Annotated in this window: 5 protein-coding genes; all 5 read left to right on the forward strand. The window is 66.2% G+C overall.

The genetic code is table 11. The features are described 5' to 3' along the window. Positions 1-133: 133 nt before the first annotated feature. The 5 genes from OXM57_09500 to OXM57_09520 all read left to right on the forward strand — a co-directional run bounded on the left by OXM57_09500 (position 134) and on the right by OXM57_09520 (position 20,343). Positions 134-1,483 (forward strand): MBL fold metallo-hydrolase, encoded by a 1,350-nt coding sequence (locus OXM57_09500; protein ID MDE0352913.1) that lies wholly within the window; start codon positions 134-136, stop codon positions 1,481-1,483. Positions 1,484-1,558: 75 nt separating this feature from the next. Continuing rightward, positions 1,559-1,753 (forward strand): Tm-1-like ATP-binding domain-containing protein, encoded by a 195-nt coding sequence (locus tag OXM57_09505; protein ID MDE0352914.1) that lies wholly within the window; start codon positions 1,559-1,561, stop codon positions 1,751-1,753. Between the two features lie 121 nt (positions 1,754-1,874). Then, on the forward strand, positions 1,875-3,428 hold the full coding sequence (locus tag OXM57_09510) for an MDR family MFS transporter (protein ID MDE0352915.1): 1,554 nt from the start codon (positions 1,875-1,877) through the stop codon (positions 3,426-3,428). 662 nt (positions 3,429-4,090) lie between these two features. After that, positions 4,091-12,547 (forward strand): cadherin domain-containing protein, encoded by an 8,457-nt coding sequence (locus tag OXM57_09515; protein ID MDE0352916.1) that lies wholly within the window; start codon positions 4,091-4,093, stop codon positions 12,545-12,547. Next, positions 12,544-20,343, forward strand: a complete 7,800-nt coding sequence (locus OXM57_09520) for an Ig-like domain-containing protein (GenBank protein ID MDE0352917.1) — start codon at positions 12,544-12,546, stop codon at positions 20,341-20,343. The genes OXM57_09515 and OXM57_09520 overlap by 4 nt, the downstream gene beginning before the upstream one ends. Positions 20,344-20,388: the final 45 nt, after the last annotated feature.

The raw sequence follows: 20,388 nt of genomic DNA on the forward strand, positions 1-20,388 counted from the left end.
TCCGTTGGGAGTCTGGCTGAGCGGACTCGGGGTAACACCTCCGCGATCTGGACGGGGCCATGCCGGCAGCCATACCGGGGGGTCTCGGATAGGGTGGGAAGACCGGCCGGTAAGCCGCGCTCCTGGGAGGGACATGGACATCACGACGTTTCGGACCGACGGCTTGGGGGACAGCACCTACCTGCTGACGCACGACGGGGGCGGCGTGGTCATCGATCCGCAGCGGGACGTGGAGCGGTTCGAGCGAGCCGCCCTCGATGCGGGCATACAGCTCACCCATGTCCTCGAGACGCATATCCACAACGACTACGTGTCGGGCGGGCGCGACCTCGCCCGCCGGACCGGCGCCCGGCTCGTGCTGCCTGCTGCGGCCGGCGTGGCCTTCGACCACCTCCCCGCCTTCCACAAGGAGGATCTCCGCGGCGGCCCGGTGGTGATCCGGCCCCTACATACGCCCGGCCACACGCCCGAGCACATGAGCTACGCGATTCTGGCGGAAGGGGAGATCCTGGCGGTCTTCTCCGGCGGGAGCCTCCTGGTGGGTTCTGCAGGGCGGTCCGACCTGCTGGGCGACGACCGCGCAGAGCAACTTGCCCGGCTCCAGTACATGTCGGTCCACCGGCTGGCGGAGCTTCCCGACGAGACCGGCCTCTATCCGACCCATGGCGAGGGATCCTTCTGCACCGCGTCGGGCGCCGGGCGGACCGTCTCGACCATCGGGATGGAGCGGCGGACCAATCCGGTGCTGGCGTACCCGGATGTGGACGCCTTCGTGGCCGGGCAGCTGGCCGGACTCCAACCCTTCCCCGCCTACTACGCCCACATGGGGCCGATCAACCTCATGGGACCCGAACCCCTGGCAGCTCCGGACCTCGACGTGCTGGACCCGTCCGGCCTGCCGGACAACGCCGGGCTGGTCGACATACGGCCCGGCGGCGCATACGCGGCCGGGCACATCCCGGGGTCCCTGGGGCTGGAGATGAGCGATCAGGTGGCGGTGTGGGCCGGTTGGCTCCTGCCCTTCGACAGCCCGGTGGTCCTGGTGGCCGAGCGAGGCCAGGACGTGGAGGAAGCGGCTCGCCAGTTCGGACGGATCGGCTTCGACAACGTTCTAGGCGTCGTCCACGGAGTCTCCGGCTGGGTGGAGGCCGGAGGCTCTCTGGCGTCGTTCGAGACCAGGACCACGGACGAGTTGGCCGCGGCCATAACAGCGGGCGACGACCTCCAGGTGCTGGACGTCCGTTCGCCGGGGGAGTGGGAGGAGTGCCACCTCGAGGGATCCCTCTACCGCTACCTGCCCCACCTCAAGGACGGCCTTCCCGAAGGATTGGATCGGTCGAGAGAGGTGTGGGTGACCTGCGGGAGCGGCTACCGGGCCTTCGCGGCCGGCGCCTTCCTGGAGGCAGCGGGCCTGCGGGTGGTCGTGGTGACTCCCGGAGGCGTGCCCGACGTGCTGGAACGGCTCTCCCGAAAGACCGCCTGAGGGACCTGAGTCGGGGAGGGCTCCGCGTAGGCCGGTGAGGAGGTTGCCGGGGCGAAGACCCGGACCCTCGCTACGCTGACGACGCCAACGCGTGGACCGCCCCGGCTACAGGAGGCCGGCCACGAGGTGGTGACCTTCCTTGCCACCGGAGAAGGCGGGCGGACGATGGAGAAGCTGATCGGGCCCATGGGGGTTAGCGCCATGCTCGACCTGACCCCCTCGGAGATAGCCGTCGATCGCGTAGCCCGGTTCCGGGCTGTGCGCGGGTGAGACTCCGTCATCGGGCGACCGGGTTGGCGCCGCGGGGCGCCGACCGGCGAACTCGTCGATGATCCGGCGACCCGGAGCTCGTGTCGGCGCAGGTGGGAGCGCATCGGGGCTGACGCCGAAGGTGCGAAGAACGTTTATCGCGTTGCTGCTGGCCATGGCCATCGCCGCGATGGACTACACGATCGTGTCCACCGCCTTGCCGACCATCGTGGGCGAGATGGGCGCGCTCACGCTGCTTCCCTGGGTGCTGACCGCCAACGTGCTCGCGTCTACGGTCACGGTTCCACTCTACGGCAAGCTGTCGGACATCTACGGTCGCCGGAGGCTGATGCAGGTCGCCATCCTCCTGTTCACCTTGGGTTCCTGTGCAGCAGGCCTCAGCCAGAGCATCGGTCAACTCATCGCTTGCCGGGCTGTCCAGGGAGCCGGATCGGCAGGCCTGATCTCCCTCAGCTACATGATCGTCGGCGACATGATCCCACCGCGGCAGCGAGGCCGGTACCAGGTGTACATAAGCGCCGTGTTCGCGGTCACCAGCGTCTGCGGACCCTTGCTGGGAGGATTGGCCGTCGATCACGTCTCGTGGCGTCTCGCGTTCTATCCCAGCGTTCTTCTGGCCATGATCACCTTGACCGTCATCCGCCGGAACCTGGTTGATCCGCCGGCGACCGGGGGGATCGTGGTGGACTGGTTCGGGGCGGCTCTTCTTGCGGTCGGGCTGGCAGCGGTCACGATGGTCGCGAGCTTGGGGGTTCAGGAGCAAGCGTGGGACTCGCCGGTGATCATCGCGACGACGGCCATCGGGGTGCTGGCTCTGGTGTGGTTCGTGAGGCAGGAGGGAAAAGCCCCTTCTCCCATCCTGCCCCTCTTCCTCTTCCGGAACCGCGAGTTCTCGGCTGTCAACGCGACCAGCTTCATCGCCGGCTTCGGCCTCTTCCTGCCGCTGGCCTACTTCCCCGTCTTCCTGCAGATCTCGCTGGCCTTGTCAGCGACGAATTCCGGGCTCCTTCTGGTTCCGATGCTCACCGCCTCCCTGGTGGCCAGCCTCGTGTCGGGACGGATGGTGGCGCGATGGGGTCGCTACCGATCGGTGGTCGTAGCAGGGTCGGTGCTCCTCGGGGTGGGACTGGCGCTGCTCAGCACCATGACCGTGTCGACCAGCCCGGTGGCCGCGGCCGCCTACCTCGTCGTCTTCGGCCTGAGCATGGGAATCCTGATCCCGGTGCTGATCCTGGTCATACAGAACTCGGTCCACCCGCGCGACCTGGGAGTGGCCACATCGTCGGTGCAGGTGTTCCGCCAGCTCGGCGGGAGTACAGGGGTTGCCGTGTTCGGGGCACTGTTCAACGCCCGTCTCGCAGGACTCCTCGCCGCCAGGCTGCCGCCGGATTCGCCCGCGTCGGACCTGGACGTCAGCGAACTGGTCGCGAGCCCGGCGGTCGTCGCCACGATGGAGGCAGCCGTGCGCGATGTCATCCGGGAGGCGGTGGCGCTCAGCTCCGCTCAGATGTTCCGGTTGGCGATTCCCGTGGCGGTCGCGGCGACCATCGCCGGGCTCATGCTGAGGGGGCTTCCCCTCCGCGACGTGCTGCCCGACCAGCAGCCAGGCGCAGCCCGATCCTCGGAAGCGACGTGGGTCGAGCCGACCCCACCCGCGCCCGGGGAGCCTTCCTGATCGGCGGACACCAGATGATGGGCCCGGTACCAGCAAGGGGACACCGAAAGCAGTGGCCGGCCCTATCCGGGTCACCCGGGCGGGTCGAGTCGCCGCCTTGCGAGCAGGTCGGATAGGTCGGGAGCCGGCCCCTACGGGTTGAGTAGTGCCCCGAGTCGCGGTCCGGCCACCATGAGTCCGCGGATCCGAGCGCGATCGGGTAGGCCATGTGGCCGAAGATCCCCAGGTCGAAGGAGCGGAGGGTGAAAGCCCGGATGAGCTCGACTCCGTGATACAGCGGGGAGAGCTGGGTTAGGGCCCGGAGGGCCGGCGGCTAGACGTCGAGCGGGTTGGATTGAAACTACTCGCCTGGATCGGCTCAACGCCCCGGAGTTCAGCGTTTACGCCGGGGCGCGCTCGGTCGGCCCTGTGGTCTCGTTCCAAGCCGCGATGTCGCCGACCGCCCGGCTGGATAGAGCATGAAGATTTCATGTATAGTCGGCCGGATGTCTCGGCCATTTATGAAGCAATCGATATGTCCAGGAGCACCTAATTCGGTGTCATCCGGGTCCTGCCGCGCTGTACAGGGTATCGGTTCACAGGGGAGACACTTCAGGGCGGGGGGGGGGCCCTCGCGGTGCACGCGCATGGAGCGAAGCGCGTAATGTCTCGCCGCTGGGAGCATGGGCGCAGGTAGCGGGCTGCGGGGAGGCCGGCCGGGTCCCGGTGGGGTCCGCGTCCTGCTGGCGGTGCTCCTGGTGTTCGCGCTGGTCGTTGGCGGTGCGGCGCCGCTGGCGGGGACGACCGGCCAGAGCACCGGCCAGAGCACCGGCAATCGCCGCCCCGCCTTCCCGGGATCCGAATGGCATCAACGCAGCGTGGCCGAGAATGTCGACGCGGGCACGGCGGTCGGTGACCCCGTGGTGGCCACCGACCCCGACGGCGACACGCTCACCTACACGATGGCGGGTCTCGACGCGGACAAGTTCACCGTCGATTCGGCGACGGGGCAGATCCGGACCAAGGCCGCGCTCGACTACGAGGTGAAGTTCGACTACAACGTGAATGTCAGCGCCACCGACCCCGACGGCCGCTGGGATCTGGTGGTCGTCGAGATCTCGGTCACCGACGTCAACGAACCGCCCGTGATCAGCGGCGACACGGCGGTCGAGTATGCGGAGAACGGGACGGGAGCGGTGGCGACCTACACGGCCACCGATCCGGAGGATGACGCGGTGTCCTGGTCATTGTCCGGCGACGACGGTGCCCTTTTCGGCATCGGCACCGACGGGGTGCTCGACTTCGCGGCCGCGCCGGATTTCGAGGATCCGGGGGATGCCGATGCGGACAATGCCTACGAGGTCACGGTCACCGCGTCGGCCGGTGGGCAGTCGGCCACGCTCGATGTGACCGTCACGGTCACGGATGCCGACGAGCCGCCTGCGAACGAGGCGCCGGTTGAGGAGCCGCCGGTTGAGGAGCCGCCGGTTGAGGAGCCGGCGGATGACGAGGTACCTGTCAACGAGCCGCCCACGATCAGCGGCGAGACGGCGGTCGAGTATGCGGAGAACGGGACGGGAGCGGTGGCGACCTACACGGCGACCGACCCGGAGGGCGCCACGATCACGTGGTCGCTGGGCGGCTCGGACTCCGACGCCTTCACGATCGACGCCGGAGGGGAACTCACCTTCAAGTCCCCGCTGAGCCTCGACGCCCCGGCGGACGCCGACCTCGACAACGTGTACCAAGTCACCGTGCAAGCCGGGGACGGCGTACACACCGTGACGCTCGAGGTCGCTGTCACCGTCACCGAGGCCGAGCCCCCGGCCGGTGATGACGAGAGCGACGAGAACGCCGACCCCGAGGGCGAGCCCCCGGCCGGCGACGACGAGTCCGCCGGGACCGTCACCGAGGACGAGCCCCCGGCCGGCGACGGACTCGCCTGGACCGACCCTCCGGCGGGTGTCGACGGGAGCGAGGGGCAGGTCGATCCCGACGCGGCGGTGGGCGGCCTGACCGCCGAGGACGGGATCACCGGGCAGGCCGGCTTGCCGCCGGTCATCACCGGGACGACCGAGGTGTCCGTGCCGGAAAACACCAGCAGACGGACCATCATCGCATTCCTCACTGTGACCGATCCGGATTCCAACGGCTTCGGCGGTGGGGAAGGAGGGCCGGACGCACACCTGTTCTCGTTCATCGGTGTTTCAAGGATTGTCACGGACTTCGTGCCGGACTACGAGAACCCGATAGACGCCGACCGGAACAACATATACAAGTACTCGGTCCGGGTAAGCGACGGCCACAACTACAGTGCCTGGCACCATCTCAACGTGAAGATCACCGACGTCGACGAACCCCCCGTGATCGGGGGACCCGCCACCGTCGAATACGCCGAGAACGGGACCGGCGCGGTGGCCACCTACACCGCCGTCGACCCCGAAGGCGCCGCAGTCACCTGGTCGCCGCTGGAGGGCGCCGACGCGAGCAGCTTCACGCTCACCAACGGGGTGCTCAGGTTCAAGTCGTCACCCGACTACGAGACCAAGTCGAGCTACGCCGTGACCCTGGTCGCCACCGACGAATCCGACTTGGAGCGCAAGCGCCCGGTGACGGTGACCGTTACCAACGTCGACGAACCCGGCGTGGTGACCCTGGCGCCGCTGCCGCCCCAGATAGGGACGGCCCTGGCGGCCACGCTGACCGACCCCGACGGCCCCACCGAGGACGTCGACTGGAGCTGGACCTACCTCTACGGGAACCGACAGCAGGTCCTCAGCGCCAGTGTGGCGGCCGGCCTCCCGTCGAGTTTCACGCCCGACGCCGACGACGAGTGCCGCTGGATCCGGGTCACGGCCTCCTACAGCGACGGGGAGGGCGATGACAAGACGGCGGAGGCGCAGACCTCGGCGGCCGTGCCCCAGGTGCAGACCGCCGAGCCCCGGGCGCACACCTGTCCGGCCAGCTTCGAGGAGCCGCCCAACCCCACCCGCACCGTGGCCGAGAACACCGCGGCGGGCACCCCCATCGGAGACCCGTTCACCGCCCACGACCCCGACGGCGACACGCTCACCTACCAGATCGGAGGCGTCGACTCGGCGTCGTTCGCCATCGATTCCGACACCGGCCAGGTGTCCACAAAGGCAAGCCCCCAATTCGACGGCCCCAATCGCAAGAGGAACTACCGCATCTGGGTCACGGCCACCGACCCTTCCGGCGCCACCAGCCCTCAACTCGAGGTCACCATCAAGGTCACCGACGTCAACGAACCGCCGGTGATCACCGGTCTCGAGACGCCCAGCTACGCCGAGGGTGCGACCGAGGCCGTGGCGACCTACACCGCCAACGACCCCGAGAACAACCCGATCACCTGGTCGCTCGGGGGCGCCGACGGGGGCGACTTCACGATCTCCCAGGGTGTGCTGCGCTTCGCCTCGCTGCCCAGCTACACCACCCCGGCGGACGCCGACCAGGACAACGTGTACCAGGTCAACGTGATGGCCTCGGACGGACCGAACAAGGTCGGGTTCCCGGTGACGGTGACCGTCACCGACCTGAACTATGCGCCCAGGATCTCCGGGCCTACCTCGGTCAGGTACGGCGAGAACGGGACCGGCGCCGTCGCCACCTATCTGGACAACGACCCCGACGCCGACCAGATCACCTGGACGCTGGCGGGCCGCGACCGCGACAGCTTCACCATCACCGACGGGGTGCTCACGTTCAACTCGCCGCCCGACTACGAGGCCAAGCCGAGCTACGCGGTGACGGTGGTAGCCACCGACCCCTCCGGTGAGACGAGCCGGCGCGGGGTGACGGTGACCGTGCTGAACGCCGATGATCCGGGGGTGGTGACCCTGTCGTCGCTGGAACCCGCCGTGGGGACGCAACTGAGGGCGACGCTGTGGGACCAAGACGGTGTGAACCACTTCATAACCTGGACTTGGACCTACGCCTATGGAAGCCGAAAGTTCCTCGGCCGCTCGACTCATTCTCTCAGCAACCCCGCCCGCTACACCCCCACCGCAGACGACCGGTGCGATTGGATCCGAGTCACCGCCTCGTACACAGACGCGCGGTCCAAACATAACGCCACCGCGTCGGCGGTCACCACCTCTGCCGTACCGGCCGGGTGGAACTGCCCGGCGAGGTTCGTCGATCGGCCCAACCCCACCCGGAGAGTGGCGGAGACCGCCCCGGCGGGCACGGCCATCGGAAAGCCGTTCACCGCCCTCGACCCCGAGGGCGAGACGCTCACCTACCAGATCGGAGGCGACGACGCGGAGTCGTTCGCCTTCGACACCGCCACCGGGCAGGTGTCCACCAAGGCGAGCCTCGACTTCGACGGGCCCTCGGCCAAGAAGACCTACAGCATCTGGGTCAAGGCCACCGATGTCTCGGGCGCAACCAGCCCTCAGCTGAACGTCACCATCGAGGTGACCTCCGTCAACGAGCCGCCCGCGATCGACGGCCCCCGGACGCCGAGCTTCGTAGAGAAGGAGACCACGGCGGTGGCCACCTACACGGCGACCGATCCGGAGGACGATGAGGTCACCTGGTCGCTGGGGGGGACGGACCGGGGCGACTTCGCGATCAACCAGGGGGTGCTGCGCTTCAAGTCTCCGCCCGACTACACCCATCCGGCGGACGCCGACCGCGACAACGTCTACGAGGTCACGGTGGTGGCGGCCGACGACGTGAACGAGGAGCAGGTCGAGTACGCGGTGACGGTGACCGTCACCGACGCCAACTTCGCGCCGGTCGTCAGAGGACCCGCCACGGTGGGGTTCGAGGAGAACGCCGACGGGGTGGTCGCCACCTACACCGCCGCCGACCCCGATCTCGACGAGGTCACCTGGACGCTGGAGGGCGCGGACGCTCAAAGCTTCACCATCACCGACGGCGACCTGGCCTTCGGGTCGCCGCCCGACTTCGAGACCGAGTCGAGCTACGAGGTGACGGTGGTGGCCACCGACCCTTCGGGGAGTACCGGCTCGAAGGAGGTGACGGTGACGGTGATCAACGTCGACGAGCCGGGGGTGGTGACCCTGTCGTCGGGCCAGCCCGAGAGGGGGACGGCGCTGACCGCCACGCTCACCTCCGACCCCGACGGCGCGTTCTCCGAGGTCACCTGGCAGTGGAGCTGGGCCTACGGAGTTGAGCGGGAGAGAAGCGGCGCCACCGCCTCGAGCTACACGCCGACCGCAAGCGACGAGTGCCATTGGCTCCGAGCCACCGCCTCCTACACCGACCCGCAGGGAGCGGGAAAGACCGCCTCGGCGATCACCTCCGGTGCGGTGCAGCGCGACAGGAACTGCAAGCCGACGTTCATAGAAGACGGGTTCAGCGTGACCCGAACCCTGCCCGAGGCCACCCCGGCGGGCACGCCGATCGGTGAACCCATCGAGGCCCTCGATCCCGAGGGAGGGGTCCTCACCTACAGCCTCACCCATACCGACGCCCATCGCTTCACCGTGAATGCCCAAACCGGGCAGGTGTCGACCAAGACGGTGTTCGATCTCGACCGCTCCTCTAGAGCGACGGCCCACTTACAGATTATTGCCGCCGACCCTGACGGAGGATCCGATTTCCTGGAGGTCACCATCGAGATAACCGCCGTGGACGAGCCGTTCGTGCTCGGCGGTCCCCAGGCCCGGAACTACGCCGAGAACCGGACCGCGGCGGTGGCCACCTACACCGCCGCCGACCCCGAGGGCGTCACCATCGCCTGGTCGCTGGGGGGCGACGACGCGGCCCTCTTCACCATCGGCGGGGGCGTGCTGCGGTTCAGGTCGCCGCCCGACTACGAGAACCCGGACGACGCCGATACCGACAACGTCTACCAGGTCACCGTCCGGGCGTCGGACGGGACCAACCCGGTGGAACGGGAAGTGACCGTCACCGTCACCAACGTCAACGAGGCGCTGAGCCTGAGCGGGCCGGACGAAGTCGACAAGCCCGAGGGCTCCGACACGTCGGTGGCCACCTACACGGCCAACGATCCTGAGGGACTGGCCATCACCTGGTCGCTGACCGGGACCGACGCCGCCGACTTCACCCTGACCGACGGAGTGCTCGCCTTCAAGTCGGCGCCGAACTACGACTCCCCCAAGGACGCCGACACCGACAACGTGTACAGCATCACGGTGGGGGTCGAGGCCGGCAGCGAATCCGCCACGCTCGACATAACCGTCACGGTGACCAACGTCAACTTCCCGCCGAAGATCACCGGCGGCGGGTTCGAGCTCCAATACACCGAGAACGGCGTCGACGCCATCGGCGGCACCTACTCCACCTACTCCATAACGGACCCGGAGGGGGACAGTTTCACCGTGAAGCTGACCGGCCCCGACGCCGCCGACTTCGCGATCGAAGACAACAGCTTCGGCTCGTTCAGCGCCTACACCTTCAGTTTCGTGAGCGTGCCCGACTGCGAGACCCCCCACGACGCCAACACCGACAACGTCTACGAGTTCACGCTCGAGATGAACGACGGCAACAGCACGGGCACCCAGGACTTCACGGTCACGGTGGTGGACGAGTCGGAGCCGCCCCGGCTCGCCGGCCCCACGGCGACCAGCTTCGCCGAGAACGGGACGGGCGACGTGGCCACCTACACGGCCAGCGACGACGAGGACGACCCGGTGACCATGTCGCTCTCCGGCGCCGACGCAGCCCTGTTCAGCCTCAGCGCCGCCGGGAAGCTGACGTTCAATGCTTCGCCCAACTACGACAACCCGGGCGACGCCGACACCGACAACGCCTACCAGGTGACGGTGGAGGCGTCGGACGACAACGGCAACACCCGAAAGTTGGAGGTGACCGTCACGGTGACCGACGTGGACGAGACGCCGACCGTCAGCGGCCTCACCACGCCGAGCTATGCCGAGAACGGGACCGGGGCGGTCGCCACCTACACGTCCTCGGCGCTCGACCCGAAGAGCGGGGGCATCACCTGGTCGGTGGAGGGGACCGACTCCGAGGACTTCAGTATCACCAGCGGCGGCGGGGTGCTGAGCTTCGCGGAGCCCCCCGATTTCGAATCGCCGGGATCCGCCCAACGCACCAACACCTACAAGGTGACCGTGGTGGCCTCGGACGGCGTCGGCAACCGTGGAACGCTGGAAGTGACGGTGACGGTGACCGACGTGAACGAACCGCCCTTGATACGTGGCCGGGCCACGATCACGGTCGAAGAGGGTACCGATCGCTGGGTGGACGGTTACAACGTGGAGGACCCGGAAAGCGTCGATGGCGCCTTGACGCTGGGCGGGACCGACGCCGAAGACTTTACCCTCTCCGGCAGTGGCACTCTGAAGAACCTCGACTTCGACCACGATCCCGACTTCGAGTCGCCGCGGGACGCCGACGGCGACAGTGTCTATGAGGTCACCCTGTCGACCACCGACGGGACCAACCCGGTCACCCTGGCGGTGACCATCACCGTCACCAACCTCGATGAGGCGGGCGCGGTGACGCTCTCGTCCACCGACCCGAAGGTGGGGGTGGCGCTCTCGGCCACGCTCACCGACCCCGACGGCGGCGTCTCGAACGTCACCTGGACTTGGGTCGCCAACGGCATTTTGGTACAGGAAGGCGCCTCCTCCAGCTACACCCCGACCGCCGACGACGTGGGCGGGGTTATCTTCGCCGAGGCGGGTTACACCGACGCTCAGGGCGCCGACAAGTATGCAAATGCGGAACCGACCAACGCCGTGCAGCGGGGGACCGCCAACTCGGCGCCGGCCTTCCCCTCGACCAGCGTCGCTCTCTCGGTGGATGAGAACACCGCGGCGGGCACCGACATCGGGGCCGCGGTCGCCGCCACCGACGCCGAGAAAGACTCGATCACCTACGCGCTGGGCGGGACGGACGCCGCCTCGTTCAACATCGCCTCGGGCACCGGGCAGTTGCAGACCAAGGCGGCGCTCGACTACGAGACCACGTCGAGCTACAGCGTGACGGTCACCGCCACCGACGCCCTGGCGTCCGCCGCTTCGGTGCCGGTGACGATTACGGTCACCAACGTCGACGAGGCGGGCACGGTGACCCTGTCGACCAACCAGCCCCAGGCGCCGAGGCAGATGAGCGCCACCCTGACCGACCCGGACGGCGCGATCTCGGGGGTGACGTGGCAGTGGAGTCGGGCGGGCGGCGGCGATATTACCGGCGCCACCTCGTCAAGCTACACGCCTGTGGCGGGCGACATCGGCTCCAAACTCCGCGCCACCGCCACCTACACCGACGGGCACGGCGCCGACAAGACCGCCTCGGCGACGACCAGCGACTGGGTGATTGCGCGGCAGAACAACGCCCCCACCTTCGGCGCCACCAGCGCCTCGCGTGAGGTGGCCGAGAACACCGCCGCCGACACGGCCATCGGCGCCGCGGTGACGGCCACCGACGCCGACGACGACCCGCTCACCTACACCCTGGAGGGGACGGACGCCGCTTCCTTCGATATCGACTCGGGCACCGGGCAGTTGCAGACCAAGGCGGCGCTCGACTACGAGACCACGTCGAGCTACAGCGTGACGGTGAAGGCCGCCGACGCCCTGGGCGCCTCCGCCACGATCACGGTCACCATCACGGTGACCAACGTCAACGAGGCGCCGTCCATCACCGCTGGGCCGACGGCTGTTGCGGATTATGCGGAGAGCGGCACCGGCGCGGTGGGGACCTACACGGCCACCGATCCGGAGGGTGTGACCATCGTCTGGTCGCTGTCGGGTACCGACGAGGGTGATTTCGCGATCAGCACCGCAGGGGTGTTGAGTTTCGGGTCGTCTCCTGATTTCGAAGCAGCGGCGGATGCTGACACGAACAATGTGTATTCGGTGACGGTGAATGCCTCGGACGGGAACACCACGGTGACCCGGGAGGTGACGGTGACGGTGACCAATGTTGACGAGCCGCCGTCTGTCACCGGTGGTCCGACCACTGTGAACTATGCGGAGAACGGGACGGGTGCGGTGGGGACGTATGTGGCGTCCGATCCGGAGGGTGCGACCGTGGCCTGGTCGTTGTCGGGGACGGATTCGGCTGATTTCAGTATCACCGGTTCCGGTGGGGTGTTGACCTTTGCGTCGTCTCCTGATTTTGAGGGTGCGGTGCTGACACGAACAATGTGTATCTGGTGACAGTGACCGCCGAGGCGGGCGGCAAGAGCGCGTCGGTGGATGTGACGGTGACGGTGACGGGGGTGAACGAGCCGCCGACCGTTACCGGTGAGCTCGCCAAGAACTACGCGGAGAACGGCACGGATGCGGTGGCGACCTATACGGCATCTGACCCGGAGAGCGACAGCATCACCTGGAGCGTTTCGGGGACCGATGAAGGCGACTTCGAGATCAGCACCGGTGGTGTGTTGAGTTTCGCGTCGTCGCCGAACTATGAGTCGCCCGCCGATTCCGACACGAACAATACGTACTCGGTGACGGTGGAGGCGTCGGACGGCAACAGCAACACCGGAACGTTGGATGTGATCGTGACGGTGACGAACGTGAACGAGAAGCCGGTGGTGTCGGGTTCGGCGTCGGTGAACAAGGCGGAGGGCGCCGACAAGACGGTCGGGACTTATACGGCTACCGATCCTGACGCCGGCGCGTCGGTTACCTGGACGTTGTCGGGGACCGATGCGGCTGATTTCGATATCAGCACCGGTGGGGTGTTGAGCTTCGCGCAGGCGCCGGATCTCGAGAACCCGCTGGACTCTGACACCGACAACGAGTACTCGGTGACGGTGAAGGCGTCGGACGGTTCGCTGGAGGACACGTTGGACGTGACGGTGACGGTGAGCGGTGTCAACGAGTCGCCGTCCATCACCGGTGGTCCGATGGCTCTGAATTATGCGGAGAACGACAGCGCACCGGTGGGGACGTATACGGCCACCGATCCGGAGGATGACAGTATCACCTGGTCGTTGTCGGGGACCGATTCGGCTGATTTCAGTATCAGCACCGGTGGGGTGTTGACGTTTGCGTCGTCTCCTGATTTCGAGGTGCCGGTGGATGCTGACACCAACAATGTGTATTCGGTGACTGTTCGGGCGTCGGACGGGAACACCACGGTGACCCGGGATGTGATCGTGACGGTGACGGGTGTGAACGAGGCGCCCGTGATCAGCGGTGACGCCACCAAGAACTATGCGGAGAACGGCAGCGGTGCGGTGGCGTCCTACACGGCCACTGATCCGGAGAGTGACAGCTTCACGTGGTCAGTGTCGGGTACGGATGCGGCTGATTTCAGTATTACCAGCGACGGTGGGGTGTTGACGTTTGCGTCGTCTCCTGATTTCGAGGCGGCCGCGGATTCTGACACCAACAACGTGTATTCGGTGACGGTGGAGGCGTCGGACGGGAACGGCAATACCGGGACGTTGGATGTGACGGTGACCGTCACGAATGTGAACGAGCCGCCTGTGGTGACCGGTGACGCCACCAAGGACTACGCGGAGAACGACACCGCTGGGGTGGCGACCTATACGGCCAGTGATCCGGAGAGCGACACGATCACCTGGAGCGTGTCGGGGACCGATGGGGGCGACTTCGAGATCAGCACCGGTGGTGCGTTGAGTTTCGCGTCGTCGCCTGACTACGAGGCAGCGGCGGATGCGGACGGCAACAATGTCTACCTGGTGACCGTGGAGGCGTCGGACGGGAACGGGAACACCGGGACGCTGGCTGTGACCGTGTCGGTGAGTGGGGTGAACGAGAAGCCGGTGGTGTCGGGTTCGGCGTCGGTGAACAAGGCGGAGGGCGCCGACAAGACGGTGGGGACGTATACGGCTACCGATCCTGACGCCGGCGCGTCGGTTACCTGGTCGTTGTCGGGGACCGATGAGGGCGATTTCGATATCAGCACCGGTGGGGTGTTGAGTTTCAAGCAGGCGCCGGATCACGAGAGCCCCCAGGACTCTGATGGGAACAATGTGTATTCGGTGACGGTGGAGGCGTCGGACGGCACGTTGGACGGCACGTTGGATGTGACGGTGACGGTGACGGGTGTGAACGAGACACCGACCATTACCGGTGGCCCGACGGCTGTTGCGAGTTATGCGGAGAACGGCACGGGTGCGGTGGGGACCTATACGGCCACGGATCCGGAGGGAACGACCATCGTCTGGTCGGTGTCGGGCACGGATGAGGGCGATTTCAGTATCAGCACCGCCGGTGTGTTGACCTTTGCGTCGTCTCCTGACTTCGAGGCGCCGGCCGATGCTGACACCAACAATGTGTACTCGGTGACCGTGGAAGCCTCGGACGGGAACACCAAGGCCACCCGGGCGGTGACGGTGACCGTGACGGGTGTGAACGAGCCGCCCGTGATCAGCGGTGACGCCACCAAGAACTACGCGGAGAACGGCAGCGGGGCGGTGGCGACCTATACGGCCGCGGACCCGGAGAGTGACAGTGTCACGTGGTCGTTGTCGGGGACGGACGCGGCCGATCTCGCTATCAGTACGGCTGGGGTGTTGACCTTTGCGTCGTCACCGAACTTCGAGTCTCCGGTGGATTCGAATACGAACAATGTGTATTCGGTGACGGTGGAGGCGAAGGACAGCAACGACAACACCGCAACGTTGGATGTGACGGTGACGGTGACGGCTGTGAACGAGGCGCCTGTGGTGACCGGTGTCGCCACCAAGAACTACGCGGAGAACGGCACCGACGCGGTGGCTACCTACACGGCCACGGACCCGGAGGGCGACAGCTTCACGTGGTCGGTGTCGGGCACGGATGCGGACGATTTCAGTATCACCGCTTCGGGTGGGGTGTTGACCTTCGCGTCGTCGCCTGATTTCGAGGGGGCGGCGGATTCGGATACGGACAATGTGTATTCGGTGACGGTGGAGGCGAAGGACAGCAATAGCAACACCGGAACGTTTGGCGTGACGGTGACAGTGACCGGCGTGGACGAGAAGCCGGTGGTGTCGGGTTCGGCGGCGGTGACCAAGGCGGAGGGCACCGATAGGACGGTCGGGACCTATACGGCGACCGATCCGGAGGACGCCACCATCTCCTGGTCGCTGACGGGCACGGACAATTTGGACTTCAGTATCACCAGTCCCGGTGGGGTGCTGAGTTTCAAGCAGGATCCGGACCGGGAGGACCCCCAGGACGCCAACACGGACAATGTGTATTCGGTGACTGTGTGGGCGTCGGACGGGAACCTGAGGGATTCGCTGGCGGTGACGGTGACGGTGAGCGCGGTGAACGAGACGCCGTCCATCACGGGTGGGCCGGTCACTGTTGCGGATTACGCGGAGAACGGTAAGGGGGCGGTGGGGAGGTATACGGCCACCGACCCCGAGAGCGACACGATCACGTGGTCGGTGTCGGGTACCGATTCGGCTGATTTCAGTATCAGCACCGCTGGTGTGTTGAGTTTCGCGTCTCCGCCCGACTTCGAGGATGCGGCCGATTCTGACACCAACAATGTGTATTCGGTGACGGTGGAGGCCTCGGACGGGAACACCAAGGCCACCCTGGATGTGACGGTGACCGTCACGAATGTGAACGAGGCGCCGGTGGTGACCGGTGACGCAACCAAGAACTACGCCGAGAACGGCACCGGCGCGGTGGCGACGTATACGGCGTCTGATCCGGAGGGTGACAGTTTCACGTGGTCTTTGTCGGGTACCGACGCGGCTGATTTCGCGATCAGCACCGGTGGGGAGTTGACGTTTGCGTCGTCTCCGGACTTCGAGGGTGCGGCGGATTCGGATACGAACAATGTGTATTCGGTGACGGTGGAAGCCTCGGACAGCAACGACAACACCGCAACGCTGGATGTGACGGTGACCGTCACGAATGTGAACGAGCCGCCGGTGGTGAGCGGTGACGCCACCAAGAACTATGAGGAGAACGGCAGCGGCGCGGTGGCGACCTATACGGCCACGGACCCGGAGAGCGACACGATCACCTGGTCGGTGTCGGGCACCGACGCGGCCGACTTCGAGATCAGCACCACCGGGGTGTTGACCTTCGCCTCCTCGCCGAACTTCGAGTCGCCCGCGGATGCTGACACCAACAATGTGTACTCGGTGACCGTGGAAGCCTCGGACAGCAACAGCAACACCGGAACCTTGGCTGTGACGGTGACCGTGACGAATGTGAACGAGCCACCTGTGATCAGCGGTGACGCCACCAAGAACTACGCCGAGAACGGCACGGGCGCGGTGGCGACCTACACGGCCACCGACCCGGAGAGCGACACGATCACTTGGTCGTTGTCGGGGACGGATGCGGCTGATCTCGCGATCAGCACCGGTGGGGTGTTGACGTTCGCGTCGTCACCGAACTTCGAGTCTCCGGTGGATTCGAATACCAACAATGTGTATTCGGTGACGGTGGAAGCGAAGGACAGCAACGACAACACCGCGACGTTGGATGTGACGGTGACCGTCACCAATGTGAACGAGCCGCCTGTGGTGAGCGGTGACGCCACCAAGAACTACGCGGAGAACGGCACCGACGCGGTGGCTACCTATACGGCGTCTGATCCTGAGGGTGACAGTTTCACGTGGTCGGTGTCGGGTACCGATGCGGCCGATTTCAGTATCACCAGCGACGGTGGGGTGTTGACCTTTGCGTCGTCGCCCGACTTCGAGTCTCCGGCCGATGCCGATACGGACAATGTGTACTCGGTGACGGTGGAAGCGAAGGACAGCAACAGCAATACCGGAACGTTGGATGTGACGGTGACCGTCACCGGGGTGAACGAGAAGCCAGTGGTGTCGGGTTCGGCGGCGGTGACCAAGGCCGAGGGCGCCGACAGGACGGTCGGGACGTATACGGCTACGGACCCGGATGCCGGGGCGACCCTCTCTTTGTGGCTGACCGGGACCGATTCGACTGATTTCGATATCACCAGTCCTGGTGGCGTGTTGAGTTTCAAGCAGGACCCGGACCGCGAGGACCCCCAAGACGCCAATGAGGACAACATGTATTCGGTGACGGTGTGGGCGTCGGACGGGACTCTCAGGGATTCGCTGGCGGTGACGGTGACGGTGAGCGCGGTGAACGAGACGCCGTCTATCACCGGTGGTCCCACGGCCGTTTCGGATTATGCGGAAAACGGTACGGGGCCGGTGGGGACGTACACGGCGACCGATCCGGAGGACGACACGATCACCTGGTCGGTGTCGGGCACGGATGAGGACGATTTCAGTATCAGCACCGCAGGGGTGTTGACCTTCGCGTCGTCTCCTGATTTCGAAGCAGCGGCGGATTCGGATACGAACAATGTGTATTCGGTGACGGTGGAGGCGTCGGACGGGAACACCAAGGCCACCCGGGATGTGACGGTGACCGTCACAAATGTGAACGAGCCGCCGGTGGTGAGCGGTGACGCCACCAAGAACTACGCCGAGAACGGCGCCGGCGCGGTCGCCACCTACACGGCGACTGATCCTGAGAGCGACAGTTTCACCTGGTCGCTGTCAGGGACGGACGCGGCCGATTTCGCGATCAGCACGAGTGGCGTCCTGACCTTCGCCTCCTCGCCCGATTTCGAGGGGGCCGCCGATGCTGACACCAACAACGTGTATTCGGTGACGGTGCAGGCGAAGGACAGCAACGACAACACCGGAACGTTGGATGTGACGGTGACCGTCACGAATGTGAACGAGCCGCCTGTGGTGAGCGGTGACGCCACCAAGAACTACGCCGAGAACGGCACGGATGCGGTGGCCACCTATACGGCCACCGACCCCGAGGACGACACGATCACCTGGTCGTTGTCGGGCACCGACGCGGCCGACTTCGATATCAGCACCACCGGGGTGTTGACCTTCGCGTCGTCGCCGAACTTCGAGTCGCCCGCCGATTCCGACACGAACAATGTGTACTCGGTGACGGTGGAAGCCTCGGACGGCAACAGCAATACGGGGACGTTGGATGTGACGGTGACGGTGACGAACGTGAACGAGAAGCCGGTGGTGTCGGGTTCGGCGTCGGTGACCAAGCAGGAGGGCGCCGATAGGACGGTCGGGACGTATACGGCTACCGATCCGGACGCGGGTGCGTCGGTTACCTGGACGTTGTCGGGGACCGATGCGGCTGATTTCGAGATCAGCACCGGTGGGGTGTTGAGTTTCGCGCAGGCGCCGGATCTCGAGGACCCGCAGGACTCTGACACCGACAACGAGTACTCGGTGACGGTGAAGGCGTCGGACGGTTCGCTGGAGGACACGTTGGATGTGACGGTGACGGTGAGCGGCGTGAACGACTCGCCGTCCATCACCGGTGGTCCCGCATCTGTCAGTTATGCGGAGAACGACAGCGCAGCGGTGGGGACCTACACGGCGACGGATCCGGAGGACGACAGCATCACCTGGTCGGTGTCGGGAACCGATGCGGCTGATTTCAGTATCACCAGTCCCGGTGGGGTGTTGACCTTCGCGTCGTCGCCTGACTATGAGTCTCCGGCCGATGCTGACACGGACAACGTGTATTCGGTGACGGTGGAGGCCTCGGACGGGAACACCTCGACGACCCGGGCGGTGACGGTGACCGTCACGGGCGTGAACGAGCCGCCGACGGTGAGCGGTGACGCCACCCAGAACTACGCCGAGAACGGCGCCGGCGCGGTGGCGACCTACACGGCCACCGACCCGGAGAGCGACACGATCACGTGGTCGTTGTCCGGGACGGACGCGGCTGATCTCGCGATCAGCACCGGTGGGGTGTTGACCTTCGCCTCCTCGCCGAACTTCGAGTCTCCGGTGGATTCGAATACGAACAACGTGTACTCGGTGACGGTGGAAGCCACGGACAGCAACGGCAACACGGGAACGTTGGACGTGACGGTGACCGTGACCGGGGTGAACGAGCCGCCGGTGGTGAGCGGAGACGCCGCCAAGAACTATGTGGAGAACGGGACGGATGCGGTGGCTAGCTATACGGCCACGGATCCGGAGGGTGACAGTTTCACGTGGTCGTTGTCGGGGACGGACGCGGCTGACTTCAGTATCACCAGCGACGGCGGCGTGTTGAGTTTCGCGTCGTCGCCCGACTACGAGTCGGCGGCGGATGCTGACACCAACAATGTGTATTCGGTGACCGTCGAAGCGAAGGACAGCAACAACAACACCGGAACGTTGGCTGTGACGGTGACCGTGACCGGCGTGGACGAGCCGCCCACGCTCACCGGTTCGGCGTCGGTGACCAGGACCGAGGGCGCCGACAGGACGGTCGCCACCTACACGGCGACCGATCCGGAGAACGCCTCCATCAACTGGTGGCTGACGGGTACGGACGGGAGTGACTTCGATATCACCAATGGGGTGCTCACCTTCAAGCAGGACCCGGACCGCGAGGACCCCCAGGACGCCAATGAGGACAACGAGTACGAGGTGACCGTGTGGGCGTCGGACGGGAATCTCAGAGACTCGCTGGCGGTGACGGTGACGGTGAGCGAGGTTAACGACCCGCCGGCGATCAGCGGGGGGCCGACCGACCCGAGTTATGCGGAGAACGGTACGGTTGCGGTGGCCACCTACTCGGCGACCGATCCCGAGAACGACACGATCACCTGGTCGCTGTCGGGGACCGACGCGGCCGATTTCAGTATCACCAGCGACGGCGGGGTGTTGACGTTCGTGTCGTCGCCCGATTACGAGGACCCTGCGGATGCCGATGGGAACAAGGCGTATTCGGTGACGGTGGAAGCGTCGGACGGGAACATCAAGGCCACCTTGGATGTGACGGTCACGGTCACGGACGTGGACGAGGCGCCGACGGTCACCGGGCCGGACGCAGTCGATTTCGCCGAGAACGGCACCGGCGATGTGGCCACCTACACAGCCGACGACCCCGAGAACGACGCCGTCACCTGGTCCCTGTCGGGTACGGACGAGGACGCTTTCACGATCGGCAGCTCCGGGGTCCTCCGATTCAACAGCCCGCCCGACCGGGAGACGAAGAGCTCCTAATGGGGGTCCACCACTTCTTCTGGTGTTTCTGGGAGGGTGTGGTGA

This window comes from bacterium, assembly GCA_028820935.1.
Taxonomy (GTDB): domain Bacteria; phylum Actinomycetota; class Acidimicrobiia; order Spongiisociales; family Spongiisociaceae; genus Spongiisocius.

Coding starts and splice junctions, on each gene's coding strand:
- OXM57_09500 (MDE0352913.1), top strand. CDS start 134: ATGGACATCACGACGTTTCGGACCGACGGCTTGGGGGACAGCACCTAC.
- OXM57_09515 (MDE0352916.1), top strand. CDS start 4,091: ATGGGCGCAGGTAGCGGGCTGCGGGGAGGCCGGCCGGGTCCCGGTGGG.